Here is a 22,682-nt window from a genome sequence, read left to right as displayed (position 1 = left end):
GTCCTCGTCGACCCGAGGAGAACATCTCCGACGCTAGGTGGGCCCACGCGGGAAGCGGGTGATCCTGACGACTCGTTGACTGCCCGGGGGCCTGCCCTGACGAAGCCTTGACGTGGCTCATCCGTTCGGCGCAACGGGGGTTGCGCGGAGCCCGGGGAGGTGCAGGAGAGGGCCACGCGGAGCGGCTCCGGAGCGGTCGGGCCGGATCACCCGATACCGGAGCGGTTCCGGGACGCCGGGGGACGCACCCAGGCGTCAAGGCCGCGCCAATCTTCCCTGTCGATCCGTCAGAAAGGCGTCAGCAAAGCCGGGCGGCAGCCCCGGGGACGGTTGGCTTGGGCCCCGTCCCACTGCCCCCGTGACCGGCCCGCCCGCAGAAGGTTCGACGCATGCTTGCACCGGCTCCTGAGAAGGACCCCACCACCTCCCCGGCACCGCAACCGCCACCGGTCCGCCGCCACCGTGCCGCCAGCGGTCTCTTCGACCCGAAACAGCTGCTCACCTCCCTGCCGGAGGCGCTGCACAAGCTTCATCCGCGGGTGATGGTGAAGAACCCGGTGATGTTCGTCGTCGAGGTCGGCTCGGCCCTCACCACGCTCTCCGCCCTGGTGTCGCCGAGCGTCTTCGCCTGGCTGATCAGCCTGTGGCTCTGGCTGACCGTCGTCTTCGCCAACCTCGCGGAGGCCGTGGCCGAGGGCCGCGGCAAGGCCCAGGCCGCGTCCCTGCGAAGGGCCAGGACGGGCACGGTGGCGCGGCGGCTCCTCCGATGGCGCGTCGGTCTGGAGCGCTGCCCCGAGGAGCGGGTGCCTGCGGAGGAGCTGCTGCTGTACGACTTCGTGGTCGTCGAGGCGGGGGAGACCGTCCCGGGTGACGGCGACGTGGTGGAAGGCGTCGCGGCCGTCGACGAGTCCGCGATCACCGGCGAGTCGGCCCCCGTCATCCGCGAGGCCGGCGGTGACCGCAGTGCCGTCACCGGCGGTACCAAGGTGCTCTCGGACCGGATCGTCGTCCGGATCACGTCCAAGCCCGGGCTGACCTTCATCGACCGTATGATCGCCCTGGTCGAGGGCGCCGAGCGTAAGAAGACCCCGAACGAGATCGCCCTCAACCTGCTGCTCGCCTCCCTCACGGTCGTCTTCATCCTCAGCGTCGTCACGCTCCAGCCGATGGCCGTCTTCGCCGGCGCCGAGCAGAGCACCACCGTCCTGGTCGCCCTGCTGGTGGCGTTGATCCCGACCACGATCGGCGCGCTGCTCTCGGCGATCGGTATCGCCGGGATGGACCGCCTCGTCCAGCGCAACGTGCTGGCGATGTCCGGCCGGGCGGTGGAGGCGGCCGGTGACGTGGACGTGCTCCTCCTCGACAAGACCGGAACGATCACCTTGGGCAACCGGCAGGCGGTCCGCTTCGTCCGGCTCGCCGGGGTGTCGGACAGCCAGCTCGCCGAGGCCGCCCAGCTGTCCAGCCTCGCTGACGAGACCCCCGAGGGCCGCTCGATCATCGTGCTCGCCAAGGAGAGGTACGGCCTGCGGGCCCGCGCCGCGGGCGAGCTGGGCCGGATGGAGTTCGTCCCGTTCAGCGCGCAGACCAGGATGAGCGGCGTCGACCTGAACTGGACCGACGCGCCACCCGTCCTGGTCCGTAAGGGCGCCGCCGCGGCGGTCGCGGCCTGGGTGCACGAGCGCGGCGGACAGGTCCCGCCGCAGGCGTTCGAGATCGTCGACGTGATCGCGGCGGGTGGCGGCACCCCGTTGATGGTCGCCGTCCACGACCGGCACGGTGCCCGCCCGCTGGGCGTGATCCAGCTCAAGGACGTCGTCAAGGACGGCATCGGCGAGCGGTTCGCCGAGCTGCGCCGGATGGGCATCAGGACCGTCATGGTCACGGGCGACAACCCGCTGACGGCCCGGGCGATCGCGGCGGAGGCAGGGGTCGACCACTTCCTCGCCGAGGCCACCCCGGAGGACAAGCTGGCGCTGATCAGGCAGGAGCAGGAGGGCGGGAAGCTGGTCGCGATGACCGGTGACGGCACGAACGACGCGCCGGCCCTCGCCCAGGCCGATGTCGGCGTGGCGATGAACACCGGCACCTCGGCCGCCAAGGAGGCCGGGAACATGGTGGACCTGGACTCCAACCCCACCAAGCTGATCGACATCGTCGAGATCGGCAAGCAACTGCTCATCACCCGGGGCGCGTTGACGACGTTCTCGATCGCCAACGACGTCGCCAAGTACTTCGCGATCATCCCTGCGATGTTCGCCGGCGCCTACCCGGGCCTGCGACACCTGAACGTCATGGATCTGCACAGTCCTGCTTCGGCGATCACTTCGGCGATCATCTTCAACGCACTGATCATCGTCGCGCTGATCCCGCTCGCCCTGCGCGGTGTCCGCTACCGGCCGGCATCGGCCTCCGACCTGCTCGGCCGAAACCTGCGGGTCTACGGCCTCGGGGGACTGGTCCTGCCGTTCGTCGGCATCAAGCTGATCGACCTGCTGGTGCAGTTCGTCCCCGGTCTCTGACGTCTCCCGTCAGAGACGCGTTCGGATCGTCACCGCGGTCGTCAGGAAAGCGTCAGGGAACGGTCTCCCCCCATGCCGGTGGGCTTGGCTGGAGGCAGTCGAGTGAACTGAGGAACGGAAATGACGGACCTGGACGGGGTCGGCCGCGGCGAGCAGCGGCCCGGGCGGATCGTGGTCGGTGTGAGTGGATCGCTCGGCAGCCTGGCAGCGCTGCACCGGGCTGTCGCCGAGAGTCGCCGCACCGGCTCCGAGGTAATGGCGGTGCTCGCCTGGATCCCGCCGGGCGGTGAGCACGGCTACCGGCTGGCGCCCTGCCCGCCCCTGCTGGCGACCTGGGAGGAGGCCGCGGCGGTGCGTCTGAAGGAGGCCCTCGGCGAGGCGTTCGGCGGAGCGCCCGCGGACGTGCGTCTCTCCGCCCAGGTCATCCGCGGGGACAGCGGCCCCGCCTTGGTGCACACCGCGGACCGCGCGGCCGACCTGCTGGTGGTCGGAGCCGGCGGCGGCAGCCTGCTGCGCCGCGGGCTTCGGCCTTCCGTGACGGCGCACTGCGTCAAACACGCGGCCTGCCCGGTGCTCGCCGTGCCGAGGCCTCCGCTCCACCGTGAACTGGCGGCCATCCATCGGCGCACCGTCTGGCACCTGCCGACCACTCCGGCCCCGAGCCGCTGAGAAGGGGGTGGACGCCCATGAGGCTCTACCGTGCTCGCCCCGGCCGACGCAGCTTCCGGCCGCTGGTGCAACGTCTTCCGGTCAGCATGTCGGGCGCGGTCGCGCTGGGCGGCTTCGCCGTCCTCGCACCCACCCTGGCGGTGGTCGGTGAGTTGCACGCCACCTGGTTCGCGCTGAGCGGCTTCACAGTCCTCTGCGTCCTCCTCGGCGCCCTCTCCCGTCCGACGGCGGCGCCCCTCATCGCGGGGGCCGGCTGGCTGTTCTTCAACGGCTTCGTGGTGCACCGCTACGCCACCCTGGAGTGGGGCGGCGCGGGCGTCGAATTCACCCGCCTCGGGCTCTTCACCGCTGCCGCGCTCCTGCTGTCGCTCCCCGCCGCGCTGCCCCGACGGACTGTCCGGGTACAGGTACTCCCTGCACCGGACCGTGCCCGCAATCCGGGACTGACATGACGTCAAGGATTCATCAGGGCAGGTGAACGGGCCTTGCTCGGGCAGCGCCGGCGTACTTCAATGAACGTCATGAACCGCTCGACCCGCCACCACGACCGCCCGCCTCATCCGCGGGTGCTCGGCAGGGGGCACCTCGCGGCCGCAGGCCGGGGGACGGTCGCGGTGATACCCGCCGTCCGGTAGAGCGTCCTCCCCGAGGCTGTCCCGGTCGCACCGCGGGCGGGCCGCAACGGCCGCCCGCGCCATCTCCGGCCCGGGCTCCGATCGCCCCACCGGCCGGCGCATCGTTAGCAGTACACCTCCCGCACCTCCCGGCCCCGGCGCGCATGTCAGCACGCCGGTCCTCCCGGGGTGCCTCGCAAACCCTTGGATGGGTCATGTCCGCAGTCCTTTCCTCCCACGTGTCGTCCGCCCGCTCGGCCCTGGTCACCGGTGCCTCTTCAGGGATCGGCTGGGAGACCGCCCGCCTGCTCGCCGGGCACGGTGTCACCGTCATCGTGCACGCCCGCACCGCTCATGAGGGTGAGGACGCCGTCGAGCGGCTGGTCGCCGCAGGAGCGTCCCGGGACCGGCTCCACCTGGTCGCGGCCGACTTCACGCGTCTCGTCGAGGTCGCCGTACTGGCCGGCACGGTCGCCGCGGCCTTCCCAGCTCTCGATCTGCTGGTCAACAACGCGGCGATCATGGCACCGGAGCGGTGCACGCTGTCGGAGGACGGCAACGAGGTCTCGCTCCAGGTGAACTTCCTCGCTGCCCACCTGCTGGCCAGGCTGCTCCGGGAACCTCTCGCGGCGGCCGGGGACGCCCGGATCGTCAACGTCTCCTCCTCGCTGCACCGCACCGCGTCGATGAACTGGAGCGACCCCAACCGGGCCAGGAGGTACTCCCGGGTCGCCGCGTACGCCCAGTCCCAGCTCGCGCTCACCATGGCCACCCGCGACATGGCCCCCGAGGACTCGGGCATCACCGCCGTCAGCGTCAATCCCGGTCTCTGCGACACCGCCCTGCTCCCGCTGTACGGGCGGGTCGGCGCGCCGCCGGCGGACGGAGCGGCGGCCGTCGTGAAGCTCTGCCTGCCGGACTTCCGCCTCACCCACGGCGAGTACTACGACGGCGGCGACATCGCCCGGAGCGCCCAGGTCGTCCACGAGGAGCGCTCACTGCGCCGCCTCACCAGGCTCGCCGACCAGCTGGTCACCCAGGCCTGAGGGCAGGGAACGGAGCACCATGTCCAAGCGCGCACGCAGGAAGCGGACCCGCCGCAAGAAGAAGGCCAACCACGGCCGCAGGGCCTGCCGGTAGGCCCCTGATCCACCCGGCGCCGTGTGCCACCGGCGCCGGGTGTCCACAACCGCCGCCCCGAGGTGCTGTCCGTTTACGGCCGTAAGGCCGACGGCGCCCCGGGGCAGCGGCATTCCTTCGGACATCAAGGCTGCGTCAGGGCTCCGGGCGCGGACGTCAGGGTTCCGTATGGGCTGCCGGAAGCCACCCCGAACAGGGGACAACATCCAGGCAGCGCATTCCATCCACGGAGGTCATTCGATGTTCGGTGCCACCGACGCGCAGCGGTCCACCCACCCCGCCGGCGAGGCGGATCCCCCCGATACCGGCATACCGCCGGAGCGGCAGCGCGACCGGCTGACCGCGCTCGGCGGCCTGGCGGCCCTCTCGTTGGACGCGATGGCGTCGGTGGCGTACGGACCCGAGTCGATCGTCCTGGTACTGGCGGCGGCCGGCTCGTACGGACTGGGGTTCACCCTGCCGGTCACCGTCTCGATCGCCGTGCTGCTGGCCGTCCTGGTCGCCTCCTACCGGCAGGTGATCGCGGCCTTCCCGGACGGCGGCGGGTCCTACGCCGTCGCCAAGGCCCACCTCGGCAGACGGACGGCGCTGACGGCCGCCGCCTCCCTGGTGATCGACTACATCCTGAACGTGGCGGTGTCCGTCACGGCCGGGGTCGCCGCCCTGACCTCGGCGTTTCCCGGCCTCTACGAGCAGCGGGTCTGGCTCTGCCTGGCGGTTCTCGCCGTGGTCACCGCCGTCAACCTGCGGGGGATCGCGGAGTCCGCGCGCTGGTTCATGGCACCGACGGCCGTCTTCGTCCTCTCGATCCTGGCGATCATCGTCATCGGCCTGTTCCGGGACGCGCCCGCCTCCACCGAGGCCGCCGCCGGTCACGCCTCGGCGCTGGCAGGCAACGCCACCGCGGTCGGCGCGCTGCTGCTGCTCAAGGCGTTCGCCGCCGGCTGCTCGGCGCTCACCGGCGTGGAGGCCGTCGCGAACGCCGTCCCGTCCTTCCGGACGCCTCGCGTGAAGCGCGCGCAGCACACCGAGGTCGCGCTCGGCGGCCTGCTCGGCGTGATGCTGATCGGCCTGGCCGTCCTGATCGGCCGCTTCCACCTCCAGCCGGTGGAGGGGGTCACCGTCCTCGCGCAACTGGCGGACGCCTCGCTCGGCCACGGCTTCGGCTTCTACCTGGTGCAGTTCGCCACCGTGATCCTGCTCGGGCTGGCGGCCAACACCTCCTTCGGCGGCCTGCCCGTCCTGCTGCGCCTGCTGGCCCGCGACAACCACCTGCCGCACGTCTTCGCGCTGCGCGCCGACCACCAGGTGCACCGCCACGGCGTGCTCTTCCTCTCGCTGGCCTCGGCCGCCCTGCTGGTCGGCTCCGGCGGCGACGTGAACAGCCTGGTCCCGCTCTTCGCGATCGGTGTCTTCGTCGGCTTCACGATCTGCCAGGTGGGCATGGTCAGGCACTGGAACGGGGAGCGTGGCCGCGGCTGGCAGGGCAAGGCACTGCTCAACGGCTTCGGCGCACTGCTCACCGGCGTGGCGGCCCTGGTCGTCACCGGTACCAAGTTCACCGAGGGCGCCTGGGGTGTCTGCCTGGCGCTCCCCCTGCTCGTCCTGCTGTTCGAGGCCGTCCACCGTGCGTACGCCAGGATCGGCGACCGGCTGGAACTCGGTCGGGTGCCCGGACCGGTCACCCGCCAGCGCTCGCTGGTCGTCGTCCCGGTCACCGTGATCACCCGGCTCACCCGGGACGCCCTGAGCGCCGCCGTCTCGCTCGGCGACGAAGTCCTCGCGGTCACCGTCGTCCACACCGCCCCCGACGCCGAGGACCAGCAGGCGGCCGAGACCCTGCGTCGCGACTGGGAACTGTGGCGGCCCGGAGTCCCGCTGATCGAGGTGCCCGACGGGCACCGGCGACTCGGCCCGCCGCTGGCGGCGTTCGTCAACGAACTCGCCGCCGAGCACGTCTACGACCGGATCACCGTCCTGATCCCCGAGGTCGAGCCTGCCCGGCTCTGGCAGCGCGCCCTGCAGAACCAGCGCGGCGCCGTCATCGACCGCGCACTGCGCCGCCACACGGACGCGGTGGTGTGCCGACTGCGGATGCGGATGTAGGCAGGCAGACCTGGCGGATCAGCCGATTTGGGCGGTATGTCCGATTCCATCGTCATATCTTGACGATCCCTTAACGGCACCCTTCAACGCTCCCGGGAGGCTCGCACTTCGGCGATGGTTGACCTATCTGACCTGCGGAAACAGTCAGGTCGTCGAGGTCGTCGGCGGCTCGGTGCGCCGATTTCGGTCCCATTGTCCTAACGCCGGAGCCGCCTACGCTCGCCCATGTGTTCAATCTGCCCCAGGCGCTGAAGCGCCTCGTGATCGGTAGAGCCATGCGCAGCGAGGAACTGGGCGAGACCCTGCTCCCGAAGCGACTGGCGCTGCCGATCTTCGCGTCCGACCCGCTCTCCTCGGTGGCCTACGCCACCCAGGAGATCCTGCTGGTGCTCACCGTCGGCGGCACCGCCTTCCTCTATCTGACCCCCTGGGTCGCGGCGGGCGTCGTCGCGCTGATGGCCGTCGTGGTGATGTCCTACCGCCAGGTGGTGCACGCCTACCCGAGCGGGGGCGGCTCCTACGAGGTGGTCTCCAAGAACCTGGGTGCGAACTCGGGCCTGGTGGTGGCGGCCTCGTTGCTGGTCGACTACGTGATGACCGTCGCGGTGTCGGTGGCGTCCGGCGTCGACAACATCATCTCGGCCTTCAACGGTCTGGCCGACTACCGGGTCCTGCTTGCCGTGGGGTTCGTGGCTGTCCTGGCCGCGATGAACCTGCGGGGTGTCCGGGAGTCGGGCAACGCGTTCGCCGCGCCGACGTACCTGTTCATCGGGGCCATGCTGCTGATGATCGCCACCGGTCTGGTCCGGGTGGTGTTCGGGGATGCGCCGGTCGCCGAGAGCGCGGCTTTCGGGGTCGAACCGGAGCACGGCAAGGACGCCCTGGCCGGTCTCGGCCTGCTGCTGCTCGGCCTGCGGGCCTTCGCCTCCGGCTGTACGGCGCTGACCGGCGTGGAGGCGATATCCAACGGCGTGCCCGCCTTCCGGGCGCCCAAGTCGCGCAACGCCGCCAGCACGATGGCCGTCATGGGCATCACCGCGGTGGTGATGTTCGTCGGGGTCACCGCGCTCGCCCTGGTCGCGAAGGTGCACTACGTCGACGACGCCTGCCAGCTCACCGGCCTCGCCGGCGACTGCTCGACGTACACCCAGCAGACCGTGATCGCGCAGCTGGCGGCCTCCGTCTTCGGCGGCAGCGACAGCATCCTCTTCTACCTGATCCAGGCAGCCACCGCGCTGGTGCTGATCCTGGCCGCCAACACCGCCTTCAACGGGTTCCCGCTGCTGTCCTCGATCCTCGCCGAGCACCGCTACCTGCCCCGGCAACTGCACACCCGCGGCGACCGGCTGGCCTTCTCCAACGGCATCATCGCCCTCGCGGTGGTGGCCGGCGGCCTGCTCTGGCTCTACCAGGCGGACGTCACCAGCCTGATCCACCTCTACATCCTCGGCGTCTTCACCTCCTTCACGCTGTCCCAGATCGGCATGGTCCGGCACTGGAACCGGGCGCTGGCCACCGAGACCGACGCCCAGGTGCGGGGCGCCGCGCAGCGCTCGCGGATCATCAACGGCCTGGGCGCGGTGACCACCGCCCTGGTGCTGGTGATCGTGCTGCTGACCAAGTTCACCCAGGGCGCCTGGCTGGCGGTGGTCGCCGCGGTCGTGCTCTGGCTGATGATGCGCGGCATCCGCCGGCACTACGACACCGTCGCCGAGGAACTGGCCGTCGAGGACCCGCAGGCCGAGTCGGCCCGGCCGTCCCGGGTGCACGGCATCGTGCTGGTCTCCAAGCTGCACAAGCCCACCCTGCGGGCGATCGGCTACGCCGAGGCGTTCCGCCCGGACACCCTGGAGGCCGTCACGGTCGCGGTCGAGAAGGACTCCACCGACGAGCTGAGGGCTCAGTGGGACGAGTTCGGAATTCGCGTGCCGCTGAAGGTGCTGGACTCGCCGTTCCGCGAGATCACCAAGCCGGTCGTCGGGTATGTTCGCGGCGTCCGACAGGGCAACCCCCGTGACGCCGTCGCCGTGTTCATCCCGGAGTACGTGGTCGGCCACTGGTGGGAGAACCTGCTGCACAACCAGTCGGCGCTCTGGCTGAAGAGCCGCTTGCTGTTCACCCCCGGGGTCATGGTCATCAGCGTGCCCTGGCAGCTCTCCTCGGCCCCCAGGGCCGACCGTCCGGCCCGCCGGGCCCCGGGCGCGGTGCGCCGTGGCGAGCCGGTGCGGACGAAGGCCGTCCCGGAGTCCGAGAAGGTCTGACGCTCCTTGTGCACGGGCCCCGGGCAGCTCCTCCGCTGCCCGGGGCCCGACGCTTTCCGGGCACCTCAGGTCTCCGGTGTGTGACGCCGGCATCAAGGACGCGTCAATGTCGCGGGGGTGCCCGTATGGAGCTCGTCAGGACGGCCCTCGGCGGCCTGACCGGCTGATTTGCTGCTCTTGCCGGTCTGCCGCCGGCGCCGTTGCCGGCCTTCGGACCGATACGGCCAGGCCCCTGAACCCTTGGGTGGAGCCCATGTCCGATCTCATCTTCGTCGGTGTCACGGTCGCCGTGTTCGCCGTCATCGCCCTGATCGCGCGAGGGGTGGAGAAGCTGTGAGCGCCGAGAACATCGCAGGTCTCCTCGTCGCCGCCGCGCTCGTCGGCTACCTCGTTCTGGCGCTGATCCACCCGGAGAAGTTCTGATTATGAGCTCCACACTCGCGGGCTGGCTGCAAGCTCTCGCCCTCGTCGGCGCGCTGGCCCTGTGCTACCGCCCTCTCGGCGACTACATCGCCGGACTCCTCACCACCGCCAAGCACCTCAAGGCCGAGCGCGGCATCTACCGCCTCATAGGCGTCGACGGTGACGCCGACCAGCGCTGGCCGGTCTACCTCCGCTCGGTCCTGGCCTTCTCGGCCGTCTCGATCCTCTTCCTCTACGGCTTGATCCGCCTCCAGACCTTCCTGCTGCTGAACCTGGGCGTCCCGCAGATGCCCGGCCACCAGGCCTGGAACACCGCGATCTCCTTCGTCACCAACACCAACTGGCAGTCCTACAGCGGCGAGTCCGCGATGGGCCACCTGGTGCAGATGGCCGGCCTGGCGGTGCAGAACTTCGTCTCCGCCGCCGTCGGCATCGCCGTCGTGGCGGCTCTGATCCGGGGCTTCACCCGCAACCGCACCGACCGGGTCGGCAACTTCTGGGTCGACCTGACCCGGATCGTGCTGCGCCTGCTGCTGCCGCTCGCCATCGTCTTCGCCCTCGTCCTGGTGGCGAACGGCGTGGTGCAGAACTTCCACGGCTTCCACGAGGTGGCGACGCTCGCCGGCGACCCGCAGTCGATCCCGGGCGGCCCGGTGGCCTCGCAGGAGGTCATCAAGGAGCTGGGCACCAACGGCGGCGGCTTCTACAACGCCAACTCCGCGCACCCGTTCGAGAACCCGACCGGCTTCACCAACGTGCTGGAGATCTTCCTGCTGCTGGTGATCCCGTTCGCACTGCCCCGGGCCTTCGGCCGGATGGTCGGCGACAACCGCCAGGGTTATGCGATCGTCGCCGTGATGGGCCTGTTCTGGGTCGCCTCCGCGGCGCTGATCACCTTCGCCGAGGCGCAGCACGGCGGCACGGCCCTGAACGCGGCGGGCGCGGCGATGGAGGGCAAGGAGCAGCGATTCGGCATCGCGGCCTCCGGCCTCTTCGCGGCGTCGACGACGTTGACCTCCACCGGCGCGGTGAACTCCTTCCACGACTCGTTCACGCCGTTCGGCGGTGGCCTGACGATCTTCAACATGATGCTCGGCGAGATCGCGCCCGGCGGTACCGGCTCCGGCCTGTACGGGATGCTGATCCTGGCGATCGTCGCGGTCTTCGTGGCCGGTCTGATGGTCGGCCGCACCCCCGAGTACCTCGGCAAGAAGCTCGGCGGCCGGGAGATGAAGTTCGCCTCCCTCTACATCCTCACCACCCCGAGCATCGTGCTGATCGGCGCGGGCGTCGCGATGGCGCTGCCCGGCGAGCGGGCCGGGATGCTGAACTCCGGTCCGCACGGCTTCTCCGAGGTGCTGTACGCCTTCACCTCGGCCGCCAACAACAACGGTTCGGCGTTCGCCGGCATCACCGTCAACACCGACTGGTACGACACCGCGCTGGGTCTGGCGATGGTGTTCGGCCGGTTCCTGCCGATGGTGTTCGTGCTCGCGCTGGCGGGTTCGCTCGCCCAGCAGCAGCCGGTTCCCGCCACTCCGGGCACCCTGCCCACCCACAAGCCGCTGTTCGTGGGCCTGCTGTCGGGCGTCGTCCTGATCGTCGTCGGCCTCACCTACTTCCCGGCCCTGGCTCTCGGGCCGATCGCGGAAGGTCTGCACTGATGTCGTCCACTCTCACCCCAGTACCGGCTGACACGACCGAGGCCCAGGCGCCCCACAGAGTCGCCAGCGGTCTCCTCGACCCGAAACTGCTCGTCGCCGCGCTCCCCGACGCGGTGAAGAAGCTCGACCCGCGCGTCATGTACAAGAACCCGGTCATGTTCGTGGTCGAGGTCGGCTCGGTGGTCACCACCGTCTCCGCCGTCGCCGACCCGAGCGTGTTCGCCTGGGCGATCACCGTGTGGCTCTGGCTGACCACGATCTTCGCCAACCTGGCCGAGGCCGTGGCCGAGGGGCGTGGCAAGGCGCAGGCGGAGACGCTGCGCCGGGCGAAGACCGAGGCGATGGCCCGCCGGCTCGTCGACTGGCCCGCCTCGCAGGCCGAGGAGGAGGTGGCGGGAACGGCCCTGCGGCTCGGTGACCACGTGGTGGTCGAGGCCGGGCAGACCATCCCCGGCGACGGCGACGTCGTCGAGGGCGTCGCCTCGGTGGACGAGTCGGCGATCACCGGCGAGTCCGCCCCCGTGATCCGCGAGTCGGGCGGCGACCGCTCGGCCGTGACCGGCGGCACCAAGGTGCTGTCCGACCGGATCGTGGTGAAGATCGCCTCCGAGCCCGGCAAGTCCTTCATCGACCGGATGATCGCCCTGGTCGAGGGCGCCGCCCGGCAGAAGACGCCGAACGAGATCGCGCTCAACATCCTGCTGGCCTCGCTCACGATCGTGTTCCTGATCGCGGTCGTCACCCTGCAGCCGATGGCGACCTACGCCGGCGCCCCGCAGCCCATGGTCGTCCTGGTCGCCCTCATCGTGGCGCTCATCCCGACCACCATCGGCGCACTGCTCTCCGCGATCGGCATCGCGGGCATGGACCGGCTGGTGCAGCGCAACGTCCTCGCGATGTCCGGTCGCGCCGTCGAGGCCGCCGGGGACGTCAACACCCTGCTGCTCGACAAGACCGGCACCATCACCCTCGGCAACCGGCAGGCCGCCGAGTTCCAGCCGGCCGCCGGGGTCACCGTCGAGGAACTGGCCGACGCGGCACAGCTCTCCTCGCTGGCCGACGAGACGCCCGAAGGACGCTCGATCGTGGTGCTCGCCAAGACCGGGTACGGTCTGCGGGCCCGCGCCCAGGGCGAGTTGGAACACGCCACCTGGGTGCCGTTCACCGCGCAGACCCGGATGTCGGGTGTCGACCTGGACGAGGACGGGGTGGTGCAGTCGGTTCGCAAGGGCGCGGCCGGCTCGGTCACCAACTGGGTCACCGAGCAGGGCGGCACCGTCGGGAGCGATGTGGCGGAGCTGGTCGACGGGATCTCCGCGGCCGGCGGCACGCCGCTGCTGGTGGCATCGCGGATCGGCGGCGGCGCCCCGCGTGCCCTGGGCGTCATCCACCTCAAGGACGTCGTCAAGGAGGGCATGAAGGAGCGGTTCGACGAGCTCCGCCGGATGGGCATCCGCACCGTCATGATCACGGGAGACAACCCGCTGACCGCCAAGGCGATCGCGGAGGAGGCCGGCGTGGACGACTTCCTCGCCGAGGCCACCCCTGAGGACAAGATGGCCCTGATCAAGAAGGAGCAGGAGGGCGGCAAGCTGGTCGCGATGACCGGCGACGGCACCAACGACGCCCCGGCCCTCGCCCAGGCCGACGTCGGCGTGGCGATGAACACCGGCACCATGGCGGCCAAGGAGGCCGGCAACATGGTGGACCTGGACTCCAACCCCACCAAGCTGATCGAGATCGTCGAGATCGGCAAGCAACTCCTTATCACCCGAGGGGCGTTGACAACCTTCTCGATCGCCAACGACGTCGCCAAGTACTTCGCGATCATCCCGGCGATGTTCGCCGGCGTGTACCCGGGCCTGCGGCACCTGAACATCATGGGCCTGCACAGCCCCACCTCCGCCATCACCTCGGCGATCGTCTTCAACGCACTGGTCATCATCGGCCTGATCCCGCTCGCCCTGCGCGGCGTCAAGTACCGGCCGTCCGACGCCGGATCCCTCCTGCGCCGCAACCTCGGGATCTACGGCTTCGGCGGTCTGGTCGTACCGTTCGTCGGCATCAAGGCGATCGACCTCATTGTCCAGTTCATCCCCGGCCTGAGCTGAAACGGAGGAAACAGCAATCATGCCCAAGCCACTGCCCACCTCCGTCCGCACCCACTTCACCGCCCTGCGGATGCTGCTGGTGATGACCGTCATCCTCGGTCTCGCCTACCCGCTGCTGGTCACCGGCATCAGCCAGGTCGCCTTCAGCGACAAGGCCAACGGCTCGATCGTCAGCTCCCAGGGCAAGGAGATCGGCTCCAGCCTGCTCGGCCAGAACTACAACCTGCCCAAGCAGAACCCCGACGACCCGAAGGAGGCGCCGGTTCCGGACCCCAAGTGGTTCCAGCCCCGGCCCGCCGCCTACGCCTACGACCCGAAGAGCTCCGGCGCCTCCAACCTCGGCCCCAACAGCGAGGACCTGCTGAAGGCCGTCGAGGACCGCCGGGCCGCCGTCGCCACCTTCGACGGCGTGGATCCGGCCACCGTCCCGGTGGACGCGCTCACCGCCTCCGGATCGAGTCTCGACCCGCACATCTCCGTCGCCTACGCCAAGGAGCAGGTCGCCCGGGTCGCCAAGGCCCGCAACCTGCCCGCGGACAAGCTGAACGGGCTGGTCGAGAAGTACACCGAGGGCCGCTCGCTCGGCTTCCTCGGCCAGGACGGCGTCAACGTCGTCCTCCTCAACAGGGCCATCAGCGAGCAGAACTGATGTCACATCTGATGGTCGATTAGGTAGGCCGGTCTGGGCATGGGGGAGCACTCCATGCCCAGACCGGGCGCCCGCATGTGTGTTCCGCTCAGCGGAACAGTCTGCACCGCCACGGTGCTGCCAGTACACATCGTCCCAACGCCGCCCTCGTAGGAAAGAGCAGCGCCCATGCCTCGCGACCTCACCCCCGGTGCCCTCCCCCGGCGAGGCCGGCTGAGGGTCTACCTCGGTTCGGCGCCCGGAGTCGGCAAGACGTACCGGATGCTGGACGAGGCCCGCCGCAGACAGGAACGCGGGGCCGACGTGGTGGTCGGCTACATCGAGTGCCACGGCCGCCGGCACACCGAGAACATGCTCCAGGGCCTGGACGTCGTCCCGCGGCTGACCCGCACCTACCGGGACGCCGAGTTCACCGAGATGGACACCGACGCGATCCTCGCCCGCAGGCCCTCGGTGGCACTCGTGGACGAACTCGCCCACACCAACATCCCCGGTGGGCGCAACGCCAAGCGCTGGCAGGACGTCGAGGAGCTGCTGGCCGCCGGCATCGACGTCGTCACCACCGTCAACATCCAGCACCTCGAATCCCTCAACGACGTCGTGCAGAAGATCACCGGGATCCCGCAGCGCGAGACCGTCCCCGACGAGGTGGTCCGTCGCGCGGACCAGATCGAACTCGTCGACATGGCCCCGCAGGCGCTGCGCCGCCGGATGGCCCACGGCAACGTCTACAAGGCGGAGAAGGTGGACGCCGCGCTCTCCAACTACTTCCGGGTCGGGAACCTCACCGCCCTGCGCGAACTCGCCCTGCTCTGGGTCGCCGGACGCGTCGACGAGGGTCTGCGCGACTACCGCGCCAGCCACAACATCGACCGGGTCTGGGAGACGCGCGAACGCGTCGTGGTCGCCCTCACCGGCGGCCCCGAGGGCGAGACGCTGATCCGCCGCGCCGCCCGCATCGCCGACCGCACCGCCGGCGGAGACCTGCTCGCCGTGCACATCACCCGCAGCGACGGCCTGGCCGGCGCCTCCCCCGGCAACCTCGCCGAACAGCGGCAGCTCGTCGAATCGCTGGGCGGCAGCTACCACGTGGTGGTGGGCGACGACATCCCGGACTCCCTGCTCACCTTCGCCCGCGCGCACGACGCCACCCAACTGGTGCTCGGCACCAGCCGGCGCGGCCGGATCAGCCGCTTCCTCACCGGCCCCGGCATCGGCGAGACCACCGTGGACGGCTCCGAGGACATCGACGTCCACATGGTCACCCACGAGTTCACCGGACGAGGACGCCTGCCGTCGCTGGGGCGCCGCCACTCCAAGCGGCGCACCGTCGCCGGCTACACCGCCGGCCTGGTGCTGCCCGCCCTACTGACAGCCGTCCTCTCGCAGGTGCACGGCCTGAACCTCACGACCGTCGCGCTGATCTTCCAACTTGGCGTGGTCGCGGTCGCGTTGCTCGGCGGCGCCACCTCCGCGCTGATGGCCTCCCTGGTCGCCTCGCTGCTGCTCAACTACTACTTCATCCCGCCCGTCCACACCTTCACCATCGCCGAGACCAACAACGTCATCGCGCTGGCCGTCTTCGCCGCCGTCGCCCTGACCGTCTCCACCGTCGTCGACCACGCCTCCAGGCTCACCAGCCGCGCCGCCCGCGCGACCGCCGAGGCCGAGACCCTCTCCACCCTCGCCGGCAGCGTGCTGCGCGGCGCCGACGCCCTGCCCGCCCTGCTGGAGAAGTCCGGCACCGCCTTCGGCATGGACGCCGTCGCCCTCCTGGACCGCACCGGCGGCGACGTGCTGGCGCGATGGGGGTCCCCCCGGACGGAGTCCGGGGGAGACGCGGCCGGCGACCCGGGGTCCGACCGCGAGATCACCGAAGTCCCGGTCGGAGCAGACGCGTTGCTCATCCTGGCCGGACACCGGCTGCCCGCGGCCGACCAACGGGTGCTGACCGCGTTCGCCGCGCACGTCGCCGCCGCGCTGGAACGCGACCGGCTCGCCACCGCCGCCGCCGAGGTCGAACCCATCAAGGCCGCCGACCGGATGCGCACCGCCCTGCTCGCCGCCGTCAGCCACGACCTGCGCACCCCGCTCGCCGCCGCCCTCGCCTCCATCGGCTCACTGCGCAGCCCCGACGTCGAGTTCTCCCCGGAGGACCAGACCGAACTCCTCGACCTCGCCGACGAAGCCCTGGTCAAACTCACCCGACTGGTCGACAACCTGCTCGACATGAGCCGCCTCCAGGCCGGCGCCCTCACCCTGCACCTGACACCCACCCACCTGGACGAGGTGCTGCCCCGCGCCATGGACTCGCTCTCCGACCCCGACGCGCCCGTCCAGCCGCTCGACCTCGACACCGCCCCACCCGTCCTCGCCGACCCGCCGCTGCTGGAACGCGTCCTGGCCAACGTCATCACCAACGCCCTGCGCCACAACGCCCCGGGCGCGCCCGTCCTGGTCGCCGCGAGCCACCACGCGGGCCGGGTGGAGATCCGGGTGGTCGACCGCGGCCCGGGCATCGCACCCGAGGACCGGGACCGGGTCTTCCTGCCCTTCCAACGCCTCGGCGACACAGACAACACCACCGGCGTCGGCCTCGGCCTCGCCCTCTCCCGTGGCCTCGCCGAAGCCATGGGCGGCACCCTCGACGTCGAGGACACCCCTGGCGGAGGTACCACCATGCTGCTCACCCTGCCCGCCGCCGGGCCCGGGCCCGCACCCGGGGACCATGACGAGGTGACGGTGTGAACTACATCCTCGTCGTCGACGACGAACCCCAGCTCCTGCGGGCCCTGAAGATCAACCTCCATGCCCGGCACTACTCCGTCCTCACAGCCGCCACCGGTGCCCAGGCGCTCGACCTCGCGGGTCACGACCTGCCCGGTGCGGTCCTGCTCGACCTCGGCCTGCCCGACCTCGACGGCATGGACATCATCCGCGGCCTGCGCGCCTGGAGCGCCGTGCCGATCATCGTCGTCTCCGGGCGCGACAACCCCGCCGAGAAGATCAAGGCCCTCGACGCCGGCGCCGACGACTACCTGACCAAACCCTTCGTCATGGAGGAACTGATGGCCCGCCTCCGGGCGGTGCTGCGCCGCCCCCCGGGAGAGCCGGCGCCCACCCGGGCCGTGATCGGCGGGTACGAGATCGACGTCGCGGCAGCCACCGTGACCGGCCCCGACGGGCCTGTACGCCTCACCCCGACCGAGTGGAGGATCCTCGCGATCCTGGTGGCCAGCCCCGGCCGGCTGGTGCCCGGCCGGCAGATCCTGCGCGAGATCTGGGGCCCCGAGCAGGAGGAGAGCGGCAACTACCTGCGGGTCTACCTGGCCGGCCTGCGGCGCAAACTCGAACCCGACCCGGCCCGCCCCCGGCACCTGATCACCGAGCCCGGGATCGGCTACCGGTACCAACCATGAACGCCCGGGCGCAAAGGAAGCGTCAAGACCGGTCCCCGCGGCGCCAGGAAAGCGTCAGGAAAGCCGGCAGACGATCTCCGGCGGCATAGCGTCGCAGACGAGGGAACGGCCCGCTCCGTGGGGGACGCGGGTCGTGACCACGCCGGTGGAAACCGCCATGGGCGACCGATCCGGCGGCCAGGTGAAAAGGGGAGGGGACGCGCGGCCATGCCATCGGGTGCATCGGGCAGAACGGTCGTACCGGGGAAGACGAGCCCGCCAGGGACGGAGGGCTCGGGTACGACCGGCCGGGTACCCGCGCCGCGCGCTCCCCGCACCGCCACCGCAGGGGGACAGGAAGCTCCGGGGCCGGGCGCGAACACCTCGGCCCCGCGCCCGACCCCGGGACGGCTCGGCCGCCGGCGGGTACTCACCGGCAACCGGTGGAACACACCCCGCCTCGTCCGCGGCCTCACCGCACTCTGCCTCGTCGCGCTGCTCTCCTTCGCCGCCGCGACCGCCTTGGTGCTGGCCGGCGCCCGGGGCGGCATCGACACCATCGGCCACCGGTCGGCCCCGCAGGCCGTCCGCGCTGCCGACCTCTACTTCGCGCTCAGCGACATGGACGCCCAGGCCGCCAACCTCCTGCTGATCGGCGCCGACACCGACTTCGCCGCTCTGCGCAAGCAGACCCTGGACACCTACGAGCAGCGCCGCAACCAGGCCGGAACCGACCTCCAACGCGCGCCCGAGGCCTCCGCCGCCGACCCCGCCGGGCAGCGCGCCGTCCAGAGCGTGATGAGCGAACTCGGCCGGTACGAAGCGCTGGTGGCCCGATCCCAACTGCTGGAGGACCAGGCGCACGCCCCGGCGGGCAAGCCCGCGCCGGAGGCCCTGGAGACCTACCGGCAGGCCAGCGACCTGCTCCGGCAGAAGATCCTGCCGGCCGCCGACGAGGTCACCGCCGGCAACGCCGCCACCGTGGACCGGACCTATGCCGCCCAGCGCCGCGACCTCGCCGCCGGCTGGTGGTGGCTGCTCGCCACAGGTCTGCCGGCCCTGGCCGCCCTGGCCGCGCTCCAACGCACCCTCACCGTGCGCTTCCGCCGCCTGGTCAACCCGCCGCTGGCGGCCGCCACCCTGGTCACCGCCCTGGGCCTGACGTCCGCGCTGATCCTGACCACCGGCGCCGGCCACCACCTGGTCCTCGCCAAGAGCAACGCCTACGACTCGGTGATCGCCATCAGCCGCGCCCGCGCCGTGGCGTACGACCTCAACGCCGACGAGAGCCGCTACCTCACCGACCCGGCCCACGCCGCCGCCTACGAGCAGGCCTTCCTCGACAAGACCCAGGCCGTCGCCCGCGTGGACGGCGCCACCCTGAGCACCTACAACGCCCGGCTGGCCGCGGCGGCCGACGCCCACCGGGCCGACCACACGGTCGTCCGGTTCGACGGCTTCCTCGGCACCGAGCTGCGCAACATCACCTTCGCCGGCGAGCAGGAGGCGGCCGAACGGGTCCTGACGGCGTTCCAGCAGTACCAGTTGGACGACCGGAAGATCCGCGACCTGCGGAACCAGGGACGATTGAAGGACGCGGTCACCTTCAACACCGGCGCCTCGCCCGGTCAGTCCAATGCCGACTTCGAACTCCTCAGCACGGCCCTGGGCGACGTCCTGGCCGTCAACCAGCGGGCCCTCGACCGGGCGGTCACCGATGCCGACGACGCACTCGGGGCGGGAGCCGCCGCGGCCGGCGGCCTGGCGCTGACGGCGGTGCTCGCCCTCACCGTGCTGGGTGTCCGGCCACGACTGCGCGAGTACCGCTGAGGGGCGGGGCCGCGGGTGGGCGACGGTGCTCCGGGGTTTCCTGTGCGGTACGGGGCGTCGCACAGGAAATCTGTTTACTTCTGATGTTTTCCGTCGCTCCGGCGACAGTCCCGGACGTGAGGGGCGGGCCCGCGCCCCGGTGCGCCGGCCCGGGCGTGCGCGACTCCTCGCACTGGTCCCGCACACATGCGCTGGTACAAGGCGTGGAGCGGAGTTGGCGACCCGCCCTACCCGCTGAACGTGTCGGTCCGGTAACACGGCGAATACCTGGGATCGACATGTTGACTGTTCGACAGGACCGCTGTTCTATGTGACCCAAGGGTTTCACATTTGTTGGATTCTGGGCCGACTGGTTCATTCTCCGCCGGTGTGGAGCCCCTCGGCGAGAGACCACCCACCGCGCCCACCCCTCGCGCTCGGATCACGACCCGCCGCCTGTCGCCGCCGCACCCTCAGGCAACGGCCCACCGCAAGGCCGGCGAGAGAGCAGCCCACCCGCGAATCCACCCGCGAACCCACCCCCCCAAGGACCTCACATGCCCCACGCCGGCAGGCAGCCCTTCGCGCAAGTCCCCCGCAGAACGGCCGGCGCGCTGGCCGCCGCCTTCGCGCTGGCCATCGGCCCCCTTGCCGCGCTCTCCCCCCAACCGGCCGCCGCCGTGGACAGCGCGCCCGCGCCCACCATCGTCGCCGCCGACGGCCACAGCCCCGGGCGGACCTTCGACGGCATCGGCGCCCTCAGCGGCGGTGGCGGCAACACCCGCCTGCTGACCGACTACCCCGCCGCCCAGCAACAGCAGATCCTGGACTACCTGTTCAAGCCCGGCTACGGTGCGAACCTGCAGATCCTCAAGGTCGAGGCCGGCGGCGACACCAACTCCACCGACGGCTCCGAGTCCAGCCACATGCGCACCCCCACCACCGTCAACTGCAACACCGGGTACGAGTGGTGGCTGATGGAGCAGGCCAAGGCCCGCAATCCCGCCGTCAAGCTCGCCGCCCTCAGCTGGGGAGCGCCCGGCTGGGTCGGCGGCGGCAACTTCTGGACCACCGACATGATCGACTACCTGACGAGCTGGCTCGGCTGCGCCAGGCAGCACGGACTGGCCGTCGACTACATCGGCGGCTGGAACGAGAACGCCTACAACGTAGGCTGGTTCAAGCAGCTGCGCACCGCCCTGGACACGGCCGGCTACGACAAGGTGCAGACCGTGGTGTCGGACGACTGGGGGGCGGGCGCCTGGAAGGTCGCCACCGACGTCGCCGGCGATCCCGGGTTCGCGAAGGCCGTCTCGGTCATCAGCGCCCACTACCCCTGCGAGGGCGGCAACGGCGGCACGGCCCTCAACTGCCCCACCGACGCGACGGCCCGGGCGACGGGCAAGGCCATGTGGGCGGGCGAGAACGGATCGCAGGACCTCTTCTCCGGTGCGGCCCCGCTGATCCGCACCTTCACCCGCGGGTACGTCGACGGCAGGCTCACCGCTCACCTGAACTGGCCGGCGGTGGCGGCCGTCTACCCCAACCAGCCGTACAACACGGTCGGCCTGGTGCTGGCCAACCAGCCGGCGTCGGGAACCTACACCGTCGGCAAGAGCGCCTGGGCGACCGCGCAGATCACCCAGTTCGTCTCGCCCGGCTGGAAGTTCCTGGACAAGGGCTCCGGCTACCTGGGCGGCGCCGAGAGCAACGGCACCTACGTGACGCTCAAGTCGCCGAACGACGCCGACTACTCCACGATCATCGAGACGACCACGGCCACCACCGCCCGGACGGTCAGGATCGACGTCTCGAACGGCCTGTCCTCCGGTCCCGTCCATGTGTGGGCCACCGACGTCAACGACTCGAACTCCGCCACCAGCCTCTCCCGCCAGACCGACATCACCCCCGTGAACGGTTCCTACGCCCTGACGGTCCAGCCCGGCCACATCTACTCGCTGACCACCACCACGGGCCAGGGCAAGGGCACCGCCACCGGCCCGAAGCCGGGCGCCGTCCCGCTGCCGTACGCCGACGACTTCGACAGCACCCCGATCGACCAGCAGCCCCGCTACCTCGCGCAGCAGCAGGGTGCCTTCGAGGCCACCGCCTGCGCCGGCGGCCGCACCGGGCGCTGCCTCACCCAGCGGGCACCGGCCCCGCCCATCCCCTGGGACGACCGCCACGATGTCGACCACCCCTACACCATGGGCGGCGACCTCGGCTGGACCAACTACACCGTCGCCGCCGACGCCCTGCTCCAGCAGCCCGGAGCCGTGCAGCTGATGGCCCGCACCGGTGTCCAGGGCTGGCACCCGTCCCTGTTCGACGCCTACTACCTGGAGGTGTCCGACACCGGCGCCTGGTCCATCGTCCGCTCCAGCAGGGAGGACGACGGCACGGCCGAAGACGGCAACACCACCGTCCTGAAGAGCGGCCAGGTCCCCGCCCTCGGCACCGGCACCTGGCACCACCTGGCACTGACCGCCGACGGTCCGACCCTCACCGCCGCCGTGGACAACGTCACCGTCGGCTCGGCCACCGACACCGCCCTCACCACCGGGATGGTCGGCCTGGGCGGCGACGGCTACCGCAACGACCAGTTCGACAACCTGTCGGTCACCCCGGTCGGCCCGCCCGCCGCCGCCACCACCGGACCCGTCAGGAACACGAACTGGGGCAACGAGGTGGTGGGCTGCCTGGACGGCAACGGACCCACCGGCCCCGAAGGGACCGTGGTCCGCACCTGGGGCTGCGACGGCAGCGCCGCCCAGCGATGGACCGTCGGCACCGACGGCACGGTCCGCGTCAACGGCAAGTGCCTGGACGTCTACCGTGGAGGAGCCGCCGACGGCTCCAAGGTGGTGCTGTGGGACTGCCACGGCGGCTCGAACCAGGAATGGATCGCCCAGGTCGGCACCCTGTACAACCCGGTCTCCGGCCGCTGCCTGCACGTGCCGACCAGCACGAAGCCCGGCGACGCCGACTACGCGATCCCTGCCGGGACCCAGCTGACCATCTCGCACTGCGAACGCAGCGACCCGCGTCAGCGGTGGAGCCGGTAGGAGGCCCGCACGGCCCGAGCCGTCGCGATCGAGCCTGTCCGTCGGTCCGGAAGGAACGGCGGACAGGCTTCGACGGCGCCGTCGCAGTTCGTCAGGAGTTCTCGGCGCTCCGGTGGCCCGCGGCCGCGCGCCGGGCGCCTGCCCCTCGGGCGGCTCCACCCCGGGGACTCCGGCGCCGTACCATTGGTGCCGCTCGCCGCTCGCCGCTCGCCGCTCGCCGCCCGCCGCCCGCCGCCCGCCGCCCGCCGCCC

14 protein-coding genes are annotated in these 22,682 nt (G+C 71.1%); all 14 read left to right on the top strand.

Translation table 11 applies throughout. The features are described from left to right. The first annotated feature begins 389 nt into the window (after window positions 1-389). The 14 genes from kdpB (OG689_RS02355) to OG689_RS02290 all read left to right on the top strand — a co-directional run bounded on the left by kdpB (OG689_RS02355) (window position 390) and on the right by OG689_RS02290 (window position 22,431). Window positions 390-2,522 (top strand): potassium-transporting ATPase subunit KdpB, encoded by a 2,133-nt coding sequence (kdpB, locus tag OG689_RS02355; protein ID WP_266317055.1) that lies wholly within the window; start codon window positions 390-392, stop codon window positions 2,520-2,522. Window positions 2,523-2,642: 120 nt separating this feature from the next. Then, entirely contained in the window at window positions 2,643-3,191 is a 549-nt protein-coding gene (locus OG689_RS02350) for a universal stress protein (protein ID WP_266317053.1), read from the top strand. A gap of 17 nt (window positions 3,192-3,208) precedes the next feature. Then, window positions 3,209-3,643, top strand: a complete 435-nt coding sequence (locus OG689_RS02345; RefSeq protein ID WP_266317051.1) for a hypothetical protein — start codon at window positions 3,209-3,211, stop codon at window positions 3,641-3,643. Window positions 3,644-4,020: 377 nt separating this feature from the next. Then, window positions 4,021-4,851, top strand: a complete 831-nt coding sequence (locus OG689_RS02340) for an SDR family NAD(P)-dependent oxidoreductase (RefSeq protein ID WP_266317049.1) — start codon at window positions 4,021-4,023, stop codon at window positions 4,849-4,851. 334 nt (window positions 4,852-5,185) lie between these two features. Beyond that, entirely contained in the window at window positions 5,186-7,051 is a 1,866-nt protein-coding gene (locus tag OG689_RS02335; protein ID WP_266317048.1) for an APC family permease, read from the top strand. Between the two features lie 275 nt (window positions 7,052-7,326). Then, entirely contained in the window at window positions 7,327-9,312 is a 1,986-nt protein-coding gene (locus OG689_RS02330; RefSeq protein WP_266326802.1) for an APC family permease, read from the top strand. A 333-nt stretch (window positions 9,313-9,645) separates the two neighbouring features. Further along, window positions 9,646-9,735 carry a K(+)-transporting ATPase subunit F gene (gene kdpF, locus OG689_RS02325; protein ID WP_191294550.1) on the top strand — a complete coding sequence of 30 codons (90 nt, stop codon included), beginning with the start codon at window positions 9,646-9,648 and terminating at the stop codon, window positions 9,733-9,735. Window positions 9,736-9,737: 2 nt separating this feature from the next. Beyond that, window positions 9,738-11,399, top strand: a complete 1,662-nt coding sequence (kdpA, locus tag OG689_RS02320) for a potassium-transporting ATPase subunit KdpA (RefSeq protein WP_266317045.1) — start codon at window positions 9,738-9,740, stop codon at window positions 11,397-11,399. Beyond that, the gene (kdpB, locus tag OG689_RS02315) at window positions 11,399-13,510 is read left to right on the top strand and encodes a potassium-transporting ATPase subunit KdpB (protein ID WP_266317044.1); all 2,112 of its coding nucleotides are present in this window, start codon (window positions 11,399-11,401) and stop codon (window positions 13,508-13,510) included. The genes kdpA and kdpB (OG689_RS02315) overlap by 1 nt, the downstream gene beginning before the upstream one ends. Window positions 13,511-13,529: 19 nt before the next feature. Beyond that, complete coding sequence (gene kdpC / locus OG689_RS02310; protein ID WP_266317042.1) at window positions 13,530-14,159, top strand: potassium-transporting ATPase subunit KdpC; 630 nt, start codon at window positions 13,530-13,532, stop codon at window positions 14,157-14,159. A gap of 168 nt (window positions 14,160-14,327) precedes the next feature. Then, window positions 14,328-16,907 carry an ATP-binding protein gene (locus tag OG689_RS02305; RefSeq protein ID WP_266317040.1) on the top strand — a complete coding sequence of 860 codons (2,580 nt, stop codon included), beginning with the start codon at window positions 14,328-14,330 and terminating at the stop codon, window positions 16,905-16,907. Next, window positions 16,904-17,578 carry a response regulator gene (locus tag OG689_RS02300; protein ID WP_266317038.1) on the top strand — a complete coding sequence of 225 codons (675 nt, stop codon included), beginning with the start codon at window positions 16,904-16,906 and terminating at the stop codon, window positions 17,576-17,578. Before OG689_RS02305 ends, OG689_RS02300 begins: the two co-directional genes overlap by 4 nt. 207 nt (window positions 17,579-17,785) lie before the next feature. Continuing rightward, window positions 17,786-19,387, top strand: coding sequence for a hypothetical protein (locus OG689_RS02295; RefSeq protein WP_266317037.1), 1,602 nt, complete (start codon window positions 17,786-17,788; stop codon window positions 19,385-19,387). A gap of 536 nt (window positions 19,388-19,923) precedes the next feature. Continuing rightward, the gene (locus tag OG689_RS02290; RefSeq protein ID WP_266317035.1) at window positions 19,924-22,431 is read left to right on the top strand and encodes a ricin-type beta-trefoil lectin domain protein; all 2,508 of its coding nucleotides are present in this window, start codon (window positions 19,924-19,926) and stop codon (window positions 22,429-22,431) included. Window positions 22,432-22,682: the final 251 nt, after the last annotated feature.

The organism is Kitasatospora sp. NBC_00240 (genome assembly GCF_026342405.1).
Lineage (GTDB): Bacteria > Actinomycetota > Actinomycetes > Streptomycetales > Streptomycetaceae > Kitasatospora.
Note: the sequence above shows the minus strand (reverse complement) of the source record. Positions and strands in the feature narration are given on the sequence as shown.

What these genes read in the sequence shown, in the direction of transcription:
- kdpC (WP_266317042.1), top strand. Translation starts at nt 13,530, where the DNA reads ATGCCCAAGCCACTGCCCACCTCCGTCCGCACCCACTTCACCGCCCTG.
- kdpB (WP_266317055.1), top strand. Translation starts at nt 390, where the DNA reads ATGCTTGCACCGGCTCCTGAGAAGGACCCCACCACCTCCCCGGCACCG.
- OG689_RS02350 (WP_266317053.1), top strand. Translation starts at nt 2,643, where the DNA reads ATGACGGACCTGGACGGGGTCGGCCGCGGCGAGCAGCGGCCCGGGCGG.
- kdpB (WP_266317044.1), top strand. Translation starts at nt 11,399, where the DNA reads ATGTCGTCCACTCTCACCCCAGTACCGGCTGACACGACCGAGGCCCAG.
- OG689_RS02290 (WP_266317035.1), top strand. Translation starts at nt 19,924, where the DNA reads ATGCCCCACGCCGGCAGGCAGCCCTTCGCGCAAGTCCCCCGCAGAACG.
- OG689_RS02330 (WP_266326802.1), top strand. Translation starts at nt 7,327, where the DNA reads ATGCGCAGCGAGGAACTGGGCGAGACCCTGCTCCCGAAGCGACTGGCG.
- OG689_RS02295 (WP_266317037.1), top strand. Translation starts at nt 17,786, where the DNA reads ATGCCATCGGGTGCATCGGGCAGAACGGTCGTACCGGGGAAGACGAGC.
- OG689_RS02305 (WP_266317040.1), top strand. Translation starts at nt 14,328, where the DNA reads ATGCCTCGCGACCTCACCCCCGGTGCCCTCCCCCGGCGAGGCCGGCTG.
- kdpA (WP_266317045.1), top strand. Translation starts at nt 9,738, where the DNA reads ATGAGCTCCACACTCGCGGGCTGGCTGCAAGCTCTCGCCCTCGTCGGC.
- OG689_RS02335 (WP_266317048.1), top strand. Translation starts at nt 5,186, where the DNA reads ATGTTCGGTGCCACCGACGCGCAGCGGTCCACCCACCCCGCCGGCGAG.
- OG689_RS02345 (WP_266317051.1), top strand. Translation starts at nt 3,209, where the DNA reads ATGAGGCTCTACCGTGCTCGCCCCGGCCGACGCAGCTTCCGGCCGCTG.
- OG689_RS02340 (WP_266317049.1), top strand. Translation starts at nt 4,021, where the DNA reads ATGTCCGCAGTCCTTTCCTCCCACGTGTCGTCCGCCCGCTCGGCCCTG.